The 13952-nt window shown below is 70.3% G+C and carries 16 protein-coding genes; 5 read left to right on the forward strand and 11 right to left on the reverse strand.

Annotated elements, in window-relative coordinates:
- Positions 1-3: 3 nt before the first annotated feature.
- A complete protein-coding gene (locus tag ABXJ56_RS00245; RefSeq protein ID WP_353997750.1) occupies positions 4-720 on the reverse strand; it encodes an AIM24 family protein in 717 nt (238 codons plus the stop codon).
- 54 nt (positions 721-774) lie between these two features.
- Positions 775-1191 (reverse strand): DUF1801 domain-containing protein, encoded by a 417-nt coding sequence (locus ABXJ56_RS00250; RefSeq protein WP_353997751.1) that lies wholly within the window; start codon positions 1189-1191, stop codon positions 775-777.
- 98 nt (positions 1192-1289) lie between these two features.
- Between ABXJ56_RS00250 and ABXJ56_RS00255 the strand changes: the two genes are divergently transcribed.
- A complete protein-coding gene (locus ABXJ56_RS00255; RefSeq protein ID WP_353997752.1) occupies positions 1290-1634 on the forward strand; it encodes a LysR family transcriptional regulator in 345 nt (114 codons plus the stop codon).
- A gap of 47 nt (positions 1635-1681) precedes the next feature.
- Positions 1682-2203: a DUF1697 domain-containing protein gene (locus ABXJ56_RS00260; RefSeq protein WP_353997753.1), complete on the forward strand. Its 522-nt coding sequence runs from the start codon at positions 1682-1684 to the stop codon at positions 2201-2203.
- Positions 2204-2221: 18 nt separating this feature from the next.
- On the opposite strand, the gene ABXJ56_RS00265 is transcribed toward ABXJ56_RS00260, so the two are convergent.
- Genes ABXJ56_RS00265 through ABXJ56_RS00275 form a run of 3 tightly spaced genes read right to left on the reverse strand, consistent with a single transcriptional unit; the run spans position 2222 to position 4692 of the window.
- Positions 2222-2776, reverse strand: a complete 555-nt coding sequence (locus ABXJ56_RS00265) for an alpha/beta fold hydrolase (RefSeq protein WP_353997754.1) — start codon at positions 2774-2776, stop codon at positions 2222-2224.
- 46 nt (positions 2777-2822) lie between these two features.
- A complete protein-coding gene (gene ychF / locus ABXJ56_RS00270; RefSeq protein ID WP_353997755.1) occupies positions 2823-3896 on the reverse strand; it encodes a redox-regulated ATPase YchF in 1074 nt (357 codons plus the stop codon).
- Positions 3897-3939: 43 nt separating this feature from the next.
- Positions 3940-4692 carry a class I SAM-dependent methyltransferase gene (locus ABXJ56_RS00275; protein WP_353997756.1) on the reverse strand — a complete coding sequence of 251 codons (753 nt, stop codon included), beginning with the start codon at positions 4690-4692 and terminating at the stop codon, positions 3940-3942.
- Between the two features lie 91 nt (positions 4693-4783).
- Between ABXJ56_RS00275 and ABXJ56_RS00280 the strand changes: the two genes are divergently transcribed.
- Together ABXJ56_RS00280 and ABXJ56_RS00285 are read left to right on the forward strand one after the other, a co-directional pair.
- The gene (locus tag ABXJ56_RS00280) at positions 4784-5383 is read left to right on the forward strand and encodes a 3'-5' exonuclease (RefSeq protein WP_353997757.1); all 600 of its coding nucleotides are present in this window, start codon (positions 4784-4786) and stop codon (positions 5381-5383) included.
- 36 nt (positions 5384-5419) lie between these two features.
- Positions 5420-6715: a DNA recombination protein RmuC gene (locus tag ABXJ56_RS00285; RefSeq protein WP_353997758.1), complete on the forward strand. Its 1296-nt coding sequence runs from the start codon at positions 5420-5422 to the stop codon at positions 6713-6715.
- Between the two features lie 4 nt (positions 6716-6719).
- Here the strand turns inward: ABXJ56_RS00285 and ABXJ56_RS00290 are convergent, their stop codons facing one another.
- The 6 genes from ABXJ56_RS00290 to ABXJ56_RS00315 form a co-directional block, all read right to left on the reverse strand.
- Positions 6720-6929: a UDP-N-acetylmuramyl pentapeptide phosphotransferase gene (locus tag ABXJ56_RS00290; protein ID WP_353997759.1), complete on the reverse strand. Its 210-nt coding sequence runs from the start codon at positions 6927-6929 to the stop codon at positions 6720-6722.
- Between the two features lie 117 nt (positions 6930-7046).
- Complete coding sequence (gene glpX, locus ABXJ56_RS00295) at positions 7047-8036, reverse strand: class II fructose-bisphosphatase (protein WP_353997760.1); 990 nt, start codon at positions 8034-8036, stop codon at positions 7047-7049.
- Between the two features lie 118 nt (positions 8037-8154).
- On the reverse strand, positions 8155-9585 hold the full coding sequence (locus ABXJ56_RS00300) for a GntP family transporter (RefSeq protein WP_353997761.1): 1431 nt from the start codon (positions 9583-9585) through the stop codon (positions 8155-8157).
- A gap of 41 nt (positions 9586-9626) precedes the next feature.
- Positions 9627-10529 carry an NAD(P)-dependent oxidoreductase gene (locus tag ABXJ56_RS00305; RefSeq protein ID WP_353997762.1) on the reverse strand — a complete coding sequence of 301 codons (903 nt, stop codon included), beginning with the start codon at positions 10527-10529 and terminating at the stop codon, positions 9627-9629.
- Complete coding sequence (locus ABXJ56_RS00310) at positions 10529-11956, reverse strand: four-carbon acid sugar kinase family protein (protein WP_353997763.1); 1428 nt, start codon at positions 11954-11956, stop codon at positions 10529-10531. Before ABXJ56_RS00310 ends, ABXJ56_RS00305 begins: the two co-directional genes overlap by 1 nt.
- A gap of 125 nt (positions 11957-12081) precedes the next feature.
- Positions 12082-12783, reverse strand: a complete 702-nt coding sequence (locus tag ABXJ56_RS00315; RefSeq protein ID WP_353997764.1) for a FadR/GntR family transcriptional regulator — start codon at positions 12781-12783, stop codon at positions 12082-12084.
- 130 nt (positions 12784-12913) lie between these two features.
- Between ABXJ56_RS00315 and fbaA the strand changes: the two genes are divergently transcribed.
- The gene (gene fbaA, locus ABXJ56_RS00320; protein ID WP_353997765.1) at positions 12914-13945 is read left to right on the forward strand and encodes a class II fructose-bisphosphate aldolase; all 1032 of its coding nucleotides are present in this window, start codon (positions 12914-12916) and stop codon (positions 13943-13945) included.
- Positions 13946-13952: the final 7 nt, after the last annotated feature.

Genomic DNA, 13952 nt, shown 5'->3' on the forward strand with positions numbered 1-13952 from the left:
CGATCATCCGCTGTTCGAGGAACCCGAGGACCGATCGGGCAGGTACGGCTCGATCGCGGCGGCGAGCTTCGCGGGGGTCATCGACTGCAGCCACACGTGTCCTGGCCCGTGCAGTTGCGCGAGGAACAGGGAGTCGCCGAAGAACTTGTTCTTGATCCCCTTCACCGAGGCGAACTCGAGGCTCATGTCGGCCCGGAAGAGGGCGAGGTGGCCCGGGTGGATGAGAAGGGACTGTCCGGCCGCGAGGTCGTACTCGACGATCTCGCCCGCCAGCTGCACCCAGGCGGTGCCGTTTCCGGACAGCTTCTGGAACACCACCCCAGCGCCGCCGAAGATCCCCGCGCCGAGCTTCTTCTGCAACCCGACCGACACCTCGACCTCCGGCGTGCTGGCGGTGTAGGAGCCGGACTGCACCATGAACTGGTCCGCGGCGTCGACGCGGAGCTCGCGGATTGTTCCGGGCAGCTGTGCCGCGAAGGCGACGAATCCGCCCGCAGCACCGGCGGTGTACTGCGTGAGGAACAGCTGTCCGCCGCCGACCATGCGCTTGAGTCCGCTCATGAAGCCGCCCCGACCGCCCGACCCGAATCCGGTCGAGGTCTCGATCGCGAGACCCGGCGAGAGCCACGCGACATCGCCCCCTTCGGCGATGATCCGCTCCCCCGCTTCCAGTGTGATCTCCAGCACCGGCATGGTCGTCCCCGCGACGCGCGACTTCATGCGGCAAGGGTAGGGGCTGGACCGCTCTCCCGTCCATGCCCCGGGCGACGATGGTCACGCGGGATCGGGGTCGTCTCCACGCGACCATGCGATGGCCACGAGGCGCCGCAGGATGCCGAGATCGACATCCGCGAGACGGCGGACGTAGACGCAGCCCGCCCCCTCGGTGTGCTCCCCCAGGCTCGGCAGGAGCGCCGCGCCTTCGGGCAGATCCTTCACGCCGTAGAGCGTCAGGCTCGCCTTCCGGGGAGAGAAGCCCACTTTGGGCATGACACCGCGCGTGCGGGGGTTCGTCGGTGAGCGGTACTCGTAGGTGCCGAAGCCGATGATCGACGGACCCCACATGACGGGGGCTGCCCCTGTGACCTCGCCGATGATCGCGGCGAGGCGCGCGCCGTCCTCACGGCGATGCGCGGGCGTCACCCGGCCGAGGAAATCCTCGACGCTCTCGTCCGTGGGCAGGGTCGGCATGACTCGATCGTAAGGGCGGGGCGGGAGAGACGTCCACGCATTGCGGCTACCCTGGGGACGGCCCCCGAGGGCCATCCACCGACGGCAGGACGGCATCCGTGAAGCTCACCGACCTTCGACGCTTCGTCACTGTGGCCGAGACGCTGCACTTCCCGCGCGCCGCTGAGCGGCTCGGAGTCGGGCTCCCCGCGGTCTACTCCGCCGTTGACCGGCTGGAGGAGGAGATCGGGCATCCGCTCTTCGAGCGCGGCGCCACGCCGACTCGGATGACGGCAGCGGGTGAGGCGCTCCTTCCGCAGGCGCGTGCACGGATCGCGGCGGCGCCCTCGGCGCCGGCCGCACCGGCACCCGCAGGGGGCAAGGCGAAAGCATCGAAGGGCAAGGGGCGCGCGCCGATCGTCAAGGGGCAGCCCAAGCCCTACAAGAAGCGCCAGGGACGCTGATCGGGTCGCCGACTCGTTCCGGCGACGCACCCCCTACGCTGAGGCCCATGCGATTCGTCGCGTTCCTCCGCAACGTCAACCAGGGTCAGCGCGGGCAGCCGACCACCGACGACATCCGCGGCGCCTTCGAGGACGCCGGGTGCCGCGACATCCGAACCTTCCAGAGCAACGGAACCGTCCTCTTCGACGCCGATGACCCGGCCGGCGCGGCACAGACCGCCGAGGCCGCCCTCGAGGCCCGATCGGGTCACGCGCGGGAGATCTTCTGGATCACGATCGAGCAGCTCGCCGATATCGCTGCCTCGGCCGCAGGCGTCGACGCGCCCGGACTGTGCGAGGTGACTCTCCACAGCGGCGGAGACATCGCGGCGCACGCGCGCGAGGTCGTCGATCAGGCCCGCCGTCGTCGCTGCACCGTCGTCTTCACCGGCGACGGGTGGACAATCGTTCGGAACGACACCCTGCACCAGGGGAACGCGACACCGCTGATCGAGGCGCTCACCGGCGCCCGGGCGTCCTCCCGCGGGCTCCCGACGGTCGTGCGCCTCGTCGACCGGTTCGCCCCGTGAATCCGCGCGCCCGCGTCGTCAGTCCCAGTCGAGGTACTCCTCGATGATGACCGCCGTCTCGACCGGCTCCATCATCGGGAACAGGTGCCCGGTCCCCGGCAGCGTCTTCACGCTGGCGCGCTCCGGCGCCGTGGCCTGCAGTGCCTCCCCCGCCGCGGGCGGTGTCACCTCGTCGTCCGCGCCCTGGATGATCAGGACCGGGATGACAGGTGCGAGAGCGAGGTCGACGTCTTCGACGCCGAGAAGGAGGAGCCCGTTGAGGCGGTCGGCGTGCGCCGCCGCGATCCGGCGGGCGAGAGTGCCGCCCGCTCCGTGACCGCCGATCCACGTGCGCTCCAGCCCCACGTGGTCGATGACCGAGAGCGTCGCGTCCACGGCGTCGGGCGCAGAGGGGTCCACGCCGATCCGGACGATGTGGAACCCCGCCTCTTCGGCGAGGTAGTGCGCGACGACCCCCAGCGGATTGCCTTCCAGCCCTCGCTCGGGGATGAGGACGAGCGAGACGGGTCCGTCCCCCTCGACGGCGAACGGGATCGCTCGTCCCTCGGGATCGAAGATCTGGGTGTCGCTCACGGGTGATCCTTTCAGGTTCGGTCAGGTGGGCTGTAAGGAAGCCGCGTCAGTTGTTGAAGCGGAACTCGACCACGTCGCCGTCCTGCATGACGTAGTCCTTGCCCTCGAGGCGCGCCTTCCCCTTCGCGCGGGCCTCGGCGACGGATCCGAGAGCGACGAGATCGTCGAAGGAGATCACCTCGGCCTTGATGAAGCCCTTCTCGAAATCGGTGTGAATGACACCCGCCGCCTGCGGCGCCTTCCATCCCTTGCCGATCGTCCACGCGCGGGATTCCTTCGGTCCGGCCGTCAGGTAGGTCTGGAGGCCGAGGGTGTCGAAGCCGATGCGGGCGAGCTGGTCGATGCCCGACTCCGCCTGCCCCGTCGACGCGAGCAGCTCGGCGGCATCCTCCGGGTCCAGACCGATCAGCTCGGACTCGATCTTGGCGTCGAGAAACACCGCTCGCGCCGGGGCGACGAGGGCTTCCAGCTCGGCCAGGCGTGCGGCGTCCGTGAGCACGGACTCGTCGACGTTGAAGACGTAGATGTAGGGCTTCGACGTCATCAGGCCGAGTTCCTTGATCGGGGCGAGGTCGACACCCGCGTGCGAGAGCAGAACGCCGCGCTCCAGCGCGTCCTTCGCCTCTCTCGCCGCCTCCAGCACCGCCGGGTCCGCCTTCTTCCCCTTGACCTCCTTCTCGAGGCGCGGAATCGCCTTCTCGAGGGTCTGCAGGTCCGCGAGCATCAGCTCGGCGTTGATCGTCTCGAGGTCGTTCTTCGGGTTGACCGCGCCGTCGACGTGCACGACGTCGTCGTCGGTGAAGCCTCGCACGACCTGGGCGATCGCATCCGCCTCGCGGATGTTCGCGAGGAACTGGTTGCCGAGCCCCTCCCCCTCGCTCGCGCCGCGGACGATGCCGGCGATGTCGACGAACGAGACCGTGGCCGGCAGGATGCGCTCGCTGCCGAAGATCTCCGCGAGCGTCGTCAGCCGCGGATCGGGCAGGCTCACGACCCCGACGTTCGGCTCGATCGTCGCGAACGGATAGTTCGCCGCGAGCACGTCGTTCTTGGTCAGGGCGTTGAACAGGGTGGACTTGCCGACGTTGGGCAGGCCGACGATGCCGATAGTGAGAGCCACGGGCGTCAAGTCTACGTGCGACCGGGACCCGCGCCCGTGCCGGTCACGTGCGGACGGCGCGGAACGCCTCGGTCCGGTACGGGAGGTCCACGACCTCGGTGTCGCCGTCCTGCCGGCACTGCGCATCGAAGAGGTCGCTCACCCGATCGAGGATGGCCGTGCGCTCTTCGACGGATGCCGCGATCACCCTGCTCCGGGAAGCGGCCATGTCGAGGAGGGCCGATCGGGTGAGCGTGCGCACCCATCGCCAGGTGCGCCGCTCCCACGGGCCGATGGGAGCACCGGCGCGTATCTCGCCGGCCGCGAGCATCTCCTCCGCGTGGCTCCCGCCCATCGCCGTTGTGAGCGCGGACACCCATTCCACGGACTCCTCGCGGATGTTCCAGACGAGCCCCAGTGCCCCACTCGGACGCAGGACGCGTCCGGCCTCCGCCGCGGCCGACGGCGGATCGACCCAGTGCCAGGCCTGGGCCATGACCACTGCGTCGACCGAGGCGTCGGGGAGCGGCATCCGCTCGGCCGTCCCCTGGAAGGTGGGCACCCCGGGTACGCGCACGCGGAGCTCGGCGAGCATGGCGGCATCCGGATCGACCGCGACGACATCGGCGCCGGTCTCACGGAGAACGCGGGTGAACTTGCCGGTGCCCGCGCCGAGATCGACCACGCGCGCGGTGCGCAGCGGAGTCGCGATCGGCTCCAGCACCCACTGCGCGACCTCGAGCGGGTACCCCGGTCGTCCGGACTCGTAGACACCGGCCACCGCCCCGAACGAGCGGGCGAGATCGTCATCGGTCATGCGGCGAGCCTACGAGAGTCCGCGCGGAACGGTTCGGGCAAGACCGGCGCGCCTGTCGCGGCCGGAGGGGGTCGGCGGAGAGGGTGGTGACGTGCCCCTGGATTTCACCGCCATCGACTTCGAAACGGCGAACTCCTCCAACGCCTCCGCGTGCGCCGTGGGACTCGTGCGGGTGCGGGATGGCCAGGTGGTGGCGCAGACGGGATGGCTGATCCAGCCCCCTCCGGGACACGAGCGGTTCTTCGAGCTGAACATCCGCATCCACGGCATCACCCCGGAGGACGTCGTCGACGCCCCCACCTGGAGTGCGCAGATGCCCGCCCTCACGGAGTTCATCGGCGACGACGTCGTCGTGGCCCACAACGCCGGATTCGACATGGCGGTCCTCCGGCGGGCGTGCGAGGCGACCGGCGACGACTGCCCGCCGCTGCGCTACGCCTGCAGCCTCCAGGTCGCCCGGAAGGTCTACCGGCTGGATTCCTACCGCCTGCCGTTCGTCGCCGCGGAGGCGGGGTTCGCGGAGTTCGCGCACCACAACGCCACCGCGGACGCGCTCGCCTGCGCGCACGTCATGATCGACGTCGCCCGTCGTCTCGGAGTCGTGGACGTCGAAGGACTCGCCGCCGGCGCCGGCGTCACCTTCGGTCGGATCGATCCCGCCCCGCATGCGCCCGCTCTCGCGCCGGTCTGACCCGCGGATGTCGGAACCCCCGGCCACCCTGGACGCATGGACGCACTGCTGATCTCCGCGACGGTCCTCCTCGCCGTCCTCATCGGCGCCGCCGTGGGCTGGGCCGCCGGCGCCGCGCGAACCCGCGACGCGCTCCGCTCGCGGCTCGCGACAGCCGAGGCCGAGGAGTCGGCGATGCGCGCGCAGCTGGATCATCAGGGTCGGCTCTATCGGGACCTCCTCGCTCAGGCCCGGACGGACCACGCGGCCCGGGAGGAGCGCGAGCGCCGCGAGCAGTCGGTGCTGCGCGCCCTCGCTCCCGTTCAGGACACCCTCACCAGCATGCAGGCGAAGGTCGACACGCTCGAGCGCGACCGCCAGGAGCAGTTCGGCGCCCTCGCCGAGCAGCTGCGTCGCGCCCACGAGTCCGATGAGGCCCTGCGCGCCACGACGGAGTCGCTTGCCGGAGCGCTGCGTTCCGGTGCCACACGGGGCGTCTGGGGCGAGACGCAGCTGCGTCGCGTCGTGGAGGCTGCGGGACTGACCCGGCACGTCGACTTCGATCTGCAGGCCGCGACCGATACGGATGCCGGAGCCGGCCGCCCCGACATGGTCATCCGGCTCCCCGGTGACAAAGCCATCACCGTCGACGCGAAGGTCCCGCTCGATGCCTTCCTGGAGGCCAGCGCCGTTCCGCCCACCGCGACCGGGGAGCAGGCCGCCCGGCGGCGCCGGCTTCTGACGGCGCACGTTCGCGCAGTGCGCGCGCACGTGGACGCGCTGGCGAAGAAGAAGTATTGGGCGGGGGTTTCCTCCAGCCCGGAGTTCGTCGTGTGCTTCCTGCCGAGCGAGTCGCTTCTCGCCGCCGCCCTGGAGGAAGACCCGACCCTTCTGGAGTACTCCTTCGGCCGCCGGGTCGCCCTGGCCTCGCCGGTGAATCTCTGGGCCGTGCTCAAGACCGTCGCGTACACCTGGACGCAGCAGGACATCTCGACCGAGGCCCGCGAGCTGTTCGACCTCGGCATGCAGCTCCACGAGCGTCTCGGCGCCCTCGCCGGGCACAGCAACGATCTGCGTCGTGCCATCGAGCGCACCGTCGACAGCTACAACCGGTTCGTCGGATCGCTGGAATCGCGAGTGCTGGTGACCGCCCGGAAGTTCCCCGGGATCGACGAGACGAAGATCGACGCTCTGCATGCGCCTCCTGCGATCGACGCGACGCCCCGGCGGCTGACGGCCCCCGAGCTCCTCGGAGACGACTTCTCCGCGGCGCCGACGGCGGCGGATGTCGGAGATCTTCGCGCCCGACTCGCCCAGGACGGCGACCCGGTGCGAGACTCCGCCCCCCGCTGACCGGTCAGGCGCCGCCCGGGACGAAGCTGAGCAGGGCCACGACGGCGAGGGACACGCCGACGAAGGCACCCACCATCCACCAAGGGCTGACCTCGTGCCCCTCAGCGCGGCGCACCCGCAGCAGGACATCGGGGCGGCGCGCCGGATCGACGGCGTCGGCGATGACCGCGTGCGCGCCGGTCTGCGGCGCAGTACTCCCGGTCTGGATAGACATCGGCAACTCCCTCTGGACTGTGAAAGATCGTTGCGTCTCCGTTGACACCGGTCCCCATTGTTCCAGACGAGTCTGGGCGTGGCCGTTACGAAACAGTCACGACTGCGAGATCCCCGGTCACAGCCACTTGGACACGAGATGCTCGGAGGAGATGCGCCGAAGGGTTCCGGACGTCCCGCGGAGCACCACGCTCTCGGTGTAGACGTACCCGCCCTCGCGACGCACCCCCTTGACCAGTTCGCCGTTGGTGACGCCCGTGGCGACGAAGATGGTGTTGCTGCCGGTCACAAGCTCGTCTGCCTCGTAGACGTGGTCGTCCAGCTTCAGCCCGGCCTCGATTCCCTTCTGCTTCTCTTCGTCGTCGCGCGCCCACAGGCGGCCCTGCATGTGGCCGCCGAGCGCCTTGATCGCGCACGCGGTCACGATTCCCTCGGGACTGCCGCCGATTCCGACGCACATGTCGGTGCGCGCATTGTGGCGGGCGGCGTTGATACCGCCGGCGACGTCGCCGTCGCTCATCAGGCGCGTGCCGGCGCCCGCATCGCGGATGTCCTGGATGAGCTGCGCGTGGCGGGGGCGGTTCAGCACCGAGACGACGAGCTCGTCGACGGGCTTGCCCAGAGCGGCCGCCAGACGACGGATGTTCTCGCCGATGGGGAGTCGGATGTCGACGACCCCCACACCGGCCGGACCGGTCACGAGCTTGTCCATGTAGAACACGGTGGAGGCGTCGAGCATCGTGCCGTGCTCGGAGACGGCGATCACCGACAGGGCATTGTTGCGTCCCTCGGCGGTGAGGGTGGTTCCGTCGATGGGGTCGACGGCGACGTCCGCACGCGGCCCCGTGCCGTTTCCGACCCGCTCGCCGTTGTAGAGCATCGGAGCCTCGTCCTTCTCACCCTCGCCTATGACGATCCGACCGTCGAAGTTGACGGTGGTGAAGAAGACGCGCATCGCGTCGACCGCGGCCTCGTCGGCGGCTTCCTTCGCGCCCCGGCCGATGAACGGGACCGCACGGATGGCCGCCGCCTCGGTCGCGCGCACCAGTTCCAGTGCGAGGTTGCGGTCGGGATGCAGCGGGCTCATGTCAGCGGTCAGACTCACCATGGGTTCACCTTAGTCAGCGCGGTGTGCGGATTCGGGGGCGGACCGGCCGCGGAATCACGAAGGATCGACGATTCTTTCGCCATCGCGGATTCTCTCGCGCTTCCGCGGCCGTTCGACGTCAGCTCGTCGCAGAGACGATGGCCCACACGATGCTCGCGCCGGCGAACCCTGCGAGGCCCAGCACCGTGGTCAGCACCGTCCAGCTGCGCAGCCCGTCGGCGACGCTCAGGCCGAGGTAGCGGGTCACCACCCAGAAGCCGGAGTCGTTGACGTGCGACAGGCCGAGTGCGCCGAACGCGATCGCCAGAGTGATGGCGACGATCTGGAGCGACGAGTACCCGCCGGCGAGGACCGCCTCGGAGAGCAGCCCCGCGGTCGTCAGGATCGCGACCGTGGCTGAGCCCTGGGCGGCACGGAGGGCCAGCGCCACCAGGAAGGCCAGCAGCATGATGGGCAGGCCCGTGGCCAGCAGCGTGTCCGCCAGCGCCGTGCCGATCCCCGACTCCGTGAGGATCCGCGCGAAGGCACCACCGGCTCCGGTCACCAGGATGACGATCGCGGCGGGCGGGAGGGCCGACTCGAAGACCTCGGAGAGGTGAGCACGCGACCAGCCCTTGCGCACTCCGAGGAAGTAGCCGGCGAGCAGCACCGTGACCAGCAGCGCGAAGATCGGCGCGCCGATGAAGCCGAGCACGTTCCGGATCGGGTCGCCCGCCGGCAGGATCGTGGCGGCCGTCGTCCCGAGGCCGATCATCACCAGAGGCGTGATGATGAGGGTGAGCACCATCGCCGCCGAAGGAGGCGCCACCGTCCGCGTGGACGTGCCGGTCATCGTGGTCACGGGAGCGTCCGCACCGCCGAAGGAGTCGAACATCTCCTTCGTCGAGGCCAGCATCGGGAATTCGCGACGGTTGAGCCACTTCGAGAAGAAATGCGAGATGACGCCGAGCGGCAGGGCGATGAGGATGCCCAGGAGCGTCAGCCAGCCGACGTCCGCCCCGAGAAGAGCGGCACCTCCCACCACGCCGGGGTGCGGCGGGACCGCCACATGGACGGCGAGCATGATGCCGGCGATGGGGAGGCCGAACTTGACCGGGTTCAGGCCGGCCGCGTGGCTGAACCCGTAGATGATCGGCACGAGGATGATGAAGCCGACGTCGAAGAAGACCGGGATCGCGAGCACGAGCGCGGCCGCGGTGAGCGCTCCGGACACGCGGCGCGGGCCGAGGATCTTCGTGAAGCGGCCGGCCAGCGACGATGCACCTCCCGACAGCTCGATGATCCGCCCGAGCATCGCACCGAGCGCGACCAGGATCGCGACCGAGCCGAGCGTTCCGCCCATCCCCGCGATGATCGCGGGGATGATCCCGAGGCGCTCGGGGCTGTCATCGGTGGCGGGGATGGTGGCCAGGGGGATTCCCGCGGCGAGGCCGACGAGGATGCTGGTGATCAGCAGAGCGAGGAAGGCGTTCACCTTGAATCGCACGATCAGCAGCAGCAGGAGGAGGATTCCTCCGATGCCGATCGCGAGCAGGACAGGGGTGGACATGATGCGGTCTCCTTTGACGTCGAACGGGGGGAAGGGAGGAGTCAGGCGGTTCGGCGACGGGGGGCGACAACCCGGATGACGGCCGAGTCGTCCTGGGCGCCGAGCCCCTGGGCCTCGCCGAGAAGGTAGAGCTGCTCCGCCGCGGCGGCGACGGGAGTGGCCAGATGAGCGGCGCGCGCCGCCTTGGCCACGATCCCCATGTCCTTGACGAAGATGTCGAGACGGCTGAGCACCTCGGCCCCCTCCTCGTCGTAGGCCTGCAGGGCCCGAGGGCCTCTGTTGGCGAGCATGAACGACGCGGCGGCGCCGGCACCGAGTGCGTTCAGCGTCCGCTCGGCGTCCAGTCCCAGCGCGTCGGCGAGGGCCAGCGCCTCGGCAGCGGCCGCGATGTGGACCCCGCACAGCAGCTGGTTCACGGTCTTTAGGGCCTGACCGTCTCCGGGGCGGTCGCCGACGACGGTGAGTGTGGACGCCAGGCGCTCGAGGATCGGCTGGGCCTTCTCGCGCGCCGTCGGCGAGGCACCGACGACGATCAGCAGATCTCCCGCGCCGGCACGGGCCGGTCCACCGGACAGCGGCGCGTCGACCAACTCGACATCCGACTCCGCCAGACGCGCGGCCACCTCGCCGATGCCGTCCACGCCGACCGTGCTGGTGAGGACGACGATGGCGCCGGGTCGGAGGACGGGCGCGATTCCCGCCTCGCCGAAGAGCACGTCGTTGAGCTGCGCCGCATCGCGGACGGCGAGGAGGACGGCGTCCGCGGATACCGCGGCATCCCTCCCGGACGCGCACCGGACGATGCCGGACTGCGCGGCGAGGTCCACACGCGCCTCGGCGATGTCGAAGCCTCGGACAGGCAGCGTCTCGGCGAGGCGCTGCGCCATGGGCAGCCCCATGGCGCCCAGCCCCAGGACGGCGACGGTGGGAGTGGTGGATGTCATCAGCATGCCTTTCGTGCCGAGAGCTTGGCCACGGCGTCGGTGAGGGTGGTGTCGCCGCCGACGTTTCCGGCGAAGACGACGTACGGAATGCCGGCGGCGGGGCCGGCGACGGGCTCCCACAGCGAGACGATGCCCGGGAAGAGCGACCCGCGCACCATGGCACGGTCGATCCCCAGGCCCCGCGTCGCGATGTCGCTGGAGGTGATCCCGCCCTTCGCGATGACGTAGCGCGGCGGACGCGACTGGACCGTCCGCTGGACGACCTGTACGAGCGCGTCCGACACGGCGCGCGAGATCGCCAGGCTCTCGTCCGGATCGTCGGTGCGGATGAGGGTGCGACTGGAGTGGACGACGACGTCGGTCGCGCCGAGCGCGCCGACGATGCGCGACACGGCGTCGTCGAGGACCGCATCCGCCTGCGCGGGATCGAGGATCGAGGGCACGTCGAGCTCGACCACCACGGCGTCCGGACGCCGGACGGTGAGGTCGTCCAGCTGTCGACTGGTGAGGCCCACGTGCGACCCGACGACGACGAGACCACCGACGGCGAGATCGGTGCGAGTGGCTTCGGGCGCGGTCGCGAGCGCCGGTCGCGGGGGGAGGCCGATCCGCGCACGGACGAAGGGCGGCCCCACGCGGTACACGTAGCTTCGCCCGTCGGACTCGGCGATCTCGAGGCCGAGGGCGAGCTGGCGGAGGTCGTCCTCCTCGACGGCGTCGACGACGACGACGGCACCCTCGGGTGCGGCCAGGAGTGCGTCGGCGACGACGATCCCTCCGGCCCGCAGCGTGTCGAGGGTGATCTCCACGACGGATTCCGACGAGACCTCGCCTGCGGTCTTCTCGTGCACCCAGTCGGCGAGCCGGGATTCCCGGTAGCCGAAGGTCGAGTCCCGGGCGAACTCGGTCTCGCCGATCGGGGTGAAGGTGCCGTCGGCGACCATCCCATGGATACCGCCGACGGTCACACGGCCCGCGTCCGGGAATGCGGGCACGACGATCGTGGCCGACGGCGCCGCGCGCCCGAGGGAGCGCAGCGTGGCGGAGATGACGTCCGGCTCGAGCGGGAAGTGGCCGCGCAGGGTCGAGTCACCGCGGCTCACGAAGGCGAGGGGGATGCCGCGCGCGTCCGCGGCGGCGGCGGCGGCCTCGACGACCTCGCGGTTGATGCGGGCCGCCGTCTCGGCGTCGTGGCTGCGGGTGTTGGTGAGGACGTAGACGGCAGCCGCTCCGGTGTCCAGCGCCCACCCGAGATCGTCGACACCCCACCGCGACAGGACCGGGAGATCGGCGACGGACTGCGTTCCGGTCGGATCGTCGTCCAGGACGACAAGGATCCGGCCCGACAGCCGCACGGCTTCGGCGATCGCGGCGGGATCGGCGGGACGCGCGTCCGGGTGTCGGCTGAGCATCGTCGCGAAATCCATGGCAACTCCGTTGTCGGTGGCGAGATCGGCCCGGCCCACGCCGTTCAGGGCATCAGGTACCAGGTGTCATACAGGCTAGAGAGCACGGCACCGGTTGTCAACCATCCGCGCGATGCGGCGGACGCTCAGCCGGTGAGCACGAAGGCGTGCAGGTCGTCCATCGTCTGCTGCATGTGATGGTCCATCGCCGATCGGGCGCGGTCGGGGTCCTCCGCGCGGAGCGCGTCGAGGATCGCCGCGTGCTCTGCGATCGCGTGGCGCTGGATCTCCGGCACTCGCGAAGTCTGGGCGCGCCGCTCGGCCAGGACCCGCGTGAGCGGATCGAACAGCGCCGCGAGGAAGACGTTGCCGGAGCCTCGCAGGATGATGTCGTGGAACCGGAGGTCCGCGGCGACGAACACGTCCACGTCGGCCCGGTCGTGTCCGTCCCGCATCCGCTCGATGCACTCCGCCAGCTCATCCAGAGCGACCGCGGAAAGGCGTCCCGCCGCCAACGCGGCGGCCTCCGTCTCGAACATCCGCCGCACCGACACCAGCTGTGTGGCGACCTCGCCGTCGTCCCCGCGCGCCGAGCGGTATCGCAGGATCGCCGGGAGAGACTGCCACTGTTCGAGCGGGGTGACGATCGAGCCGATCCCGGATGTGACGCGGACGATCCCCTGGGTGGTGAGGACCCGCAAGGCCTCGCGGACGGTGACGCGACTGACGTCGTAGGTCTCGCCGATCTCCGCCTCGCTGGGCAGCGCCCCGCCGACCTCGAGGTCGCCGGAGACGATCCGATCCAGCAGCGCATCAGCCACTTCGGCCACGAGCGACTTCCGCGCCATCCGGTGTCTCCTCTCGCCCGATCCGGTCGTCGTAGCCTACTGCCCGCGCTCCGCCCGCCGCGGTCGCGCGGCCGGGATCGCTACACTCGGGACCGTACCCACACCCTGCCGCACCCTTGAAGGAGCCGCCATGCCCGTCGCCACCCCGGAGCAGTACGCCGAGATGCTCGATCGCGCGAAGTCCGGTGGCTTCGCCTACCCGGCCATCAACGCCGCGAGCTCCCAGTCCGTCAACGCCGTCCTCCAGGGCCTGACCGAGGCGGGCTCCGACGGCATCCTGCAGGTGACGACCGGCGGTGCCGACTACTTCGCCGGACACACCGTCAAGGCCCGCGCCACCGGCGCGCTGGCCTTCGCCGCCTACGTGCACGAGGTCGCAAAGAGCTACCCCATCACCGTGGCGCTGCACACCGACCACTGCCCGAAGCCCGCGCTCGAGGACTTCGTGCTCCCGCTGATCAAGGCCTCCGAGTCCGTCGTCGCCGACGGCGGCAACCCCATCTTCCAGTCGCACATGTGGGACGGATCGGCAGTGCCCCTCGACGAGAACATCGAGATCGCCAAGGAGCTCCTTCCCCGCTTGAAGGCCATCAACGCCATCCTCGAGGTCGAGATCGGCGTCGTCGGCGGCGAGGAGGACGGCGTCAAGCACGAGGGATCGAACGACGCCCTGTACACCACAACGGCCGACGTCGAGAAGGCGGTCGACGCCCTCGGGCTCGGCGATCAGGGTCGCTGGATCGCCGCTCTGACCTTCGGCAACGTCCACGGCGTGTACAAGCCCGGTAACGTCAAGCTCCGCCCCGAGCTGCTCGGCGAGATCCAGGAGGGCATCGCCGCGAAGTTCGGGACCGGCCCGAAGCCCCTCGACCTCGTCTTCCACGGCGGATCCGGCTCGACCGATGACGAGATCGCGCTGGCCGTGGCCAACGGCGTGGTGAAGATGAACATCGACACCGACACGCAGTACGCCTTCACGCGTTCGGTGGCCGGCTTCATGTTCCAGAACTACGACGGCGTCCTCAAGGTCGACGGCGAGGTCGGGAACAAGAAGGCCTACGACCCGCGCGCATGGGGCAAGCTCGCCGAGTCCGCCATGGCCGCGCGCGTCGCGGAGGCCACGCAGCAGCTCGGTTCGGCCGGCAAGAGCCTGGCCGCCTGAGCGCAGA

This window comes from Microbacterium aurantiacum (assembly GCF_040532595.1).
Taxonomy (GTDB): Bacteria; Actinomycetota; Actinomycetes; order Actinomycetales; family Microbacteriaceae; genus Microbacterium; species Microbacterium chocolatum_B.

Coding starts and splice junctions, on each gene's coding strand:
- ABXJ56_RS00300 (WP_353997761.1), bottom strand. CDS start 9,585: ATGTCCACCCCTGTCCTGCTCGCGATCGGCATCGGAGGAATCCTCCTC.
- glpX (WP_353997760.1), bottom strand. CDS start 8,036: ATGGTGAGTCTGACCGCTGACATGAGCCCGCTGCATCCCGACCGCAAC.
- fbaA (WP_353997765.1), top strand. CDS start 12,914: ATGCCCGTCGCCACCCCGGAGCAGTACGCCGAGATGCTCGATCGCGCG.
- ABXJ56_RS00245 (WP_353997750.1), bottom strand. CDS start 720: ATGAAGTCGCGCGTCGCGGGGACGACCATGCCGGTGCTGGAGATCACA.
- ABXJ56_RS00290 (WP_353997759.1), bottom strand. CDS start 6,929: ATGTCTATCCAGACCGGGAGTACTGCGCCGCAGACCGGCGCGCACGCG.
- ABXJ56_RS00315 (WP_353997764.1), bottom strand. CDS start 12,783: ATGGCGCGGAAGTCGCTCGTGGCCGAAGTGGCTGATGCGCTGCTGGAT.
- ABXJ56_RS00310 (WP_353997763.1), bottom strand. CDS start 11,956: ATGGATTTCGCGACGATGCTCAGCCGACACCCGGACGCGCGTCCCGCC.
- ABXJ56_RS00285 (WP_353997758.1), top strand. CDS start 5,420: ATGGACGCACTGCTGATCTCCGCGACGGTCCTCCTCGCCGTCCTCATC.
- ABXJ56_RS00275 (WP_353997756.1), bottom strand. CDS start 4,692: ATGACCGATGACGATCTCGCCCGCTCGTTCGGGGCGGTGGCCGGTGTC.
- ABXJ56_RS00250 (WP_353997751.1), bottom strand. CDS start 1,191: ATGCCGACCCTGCCCACGGACGAGAGCGTCGAGGATTTCCTCGGCCGG.
- ABXJ56_RS00305 (WP_353997762.1), bottom strand. CDS start 10,529: ATGACATCCACCACTCCCACCGTCGCCGTCCTGGGGCTGGGCGCCATG.
- ABXJ56_RS00260 (WP_353997753.1), top strand. CDS start 1,682: ATGCGATTCGTCGCGTTCCTCCGCAACGTCAACCAGGGTCAGCGCGGG.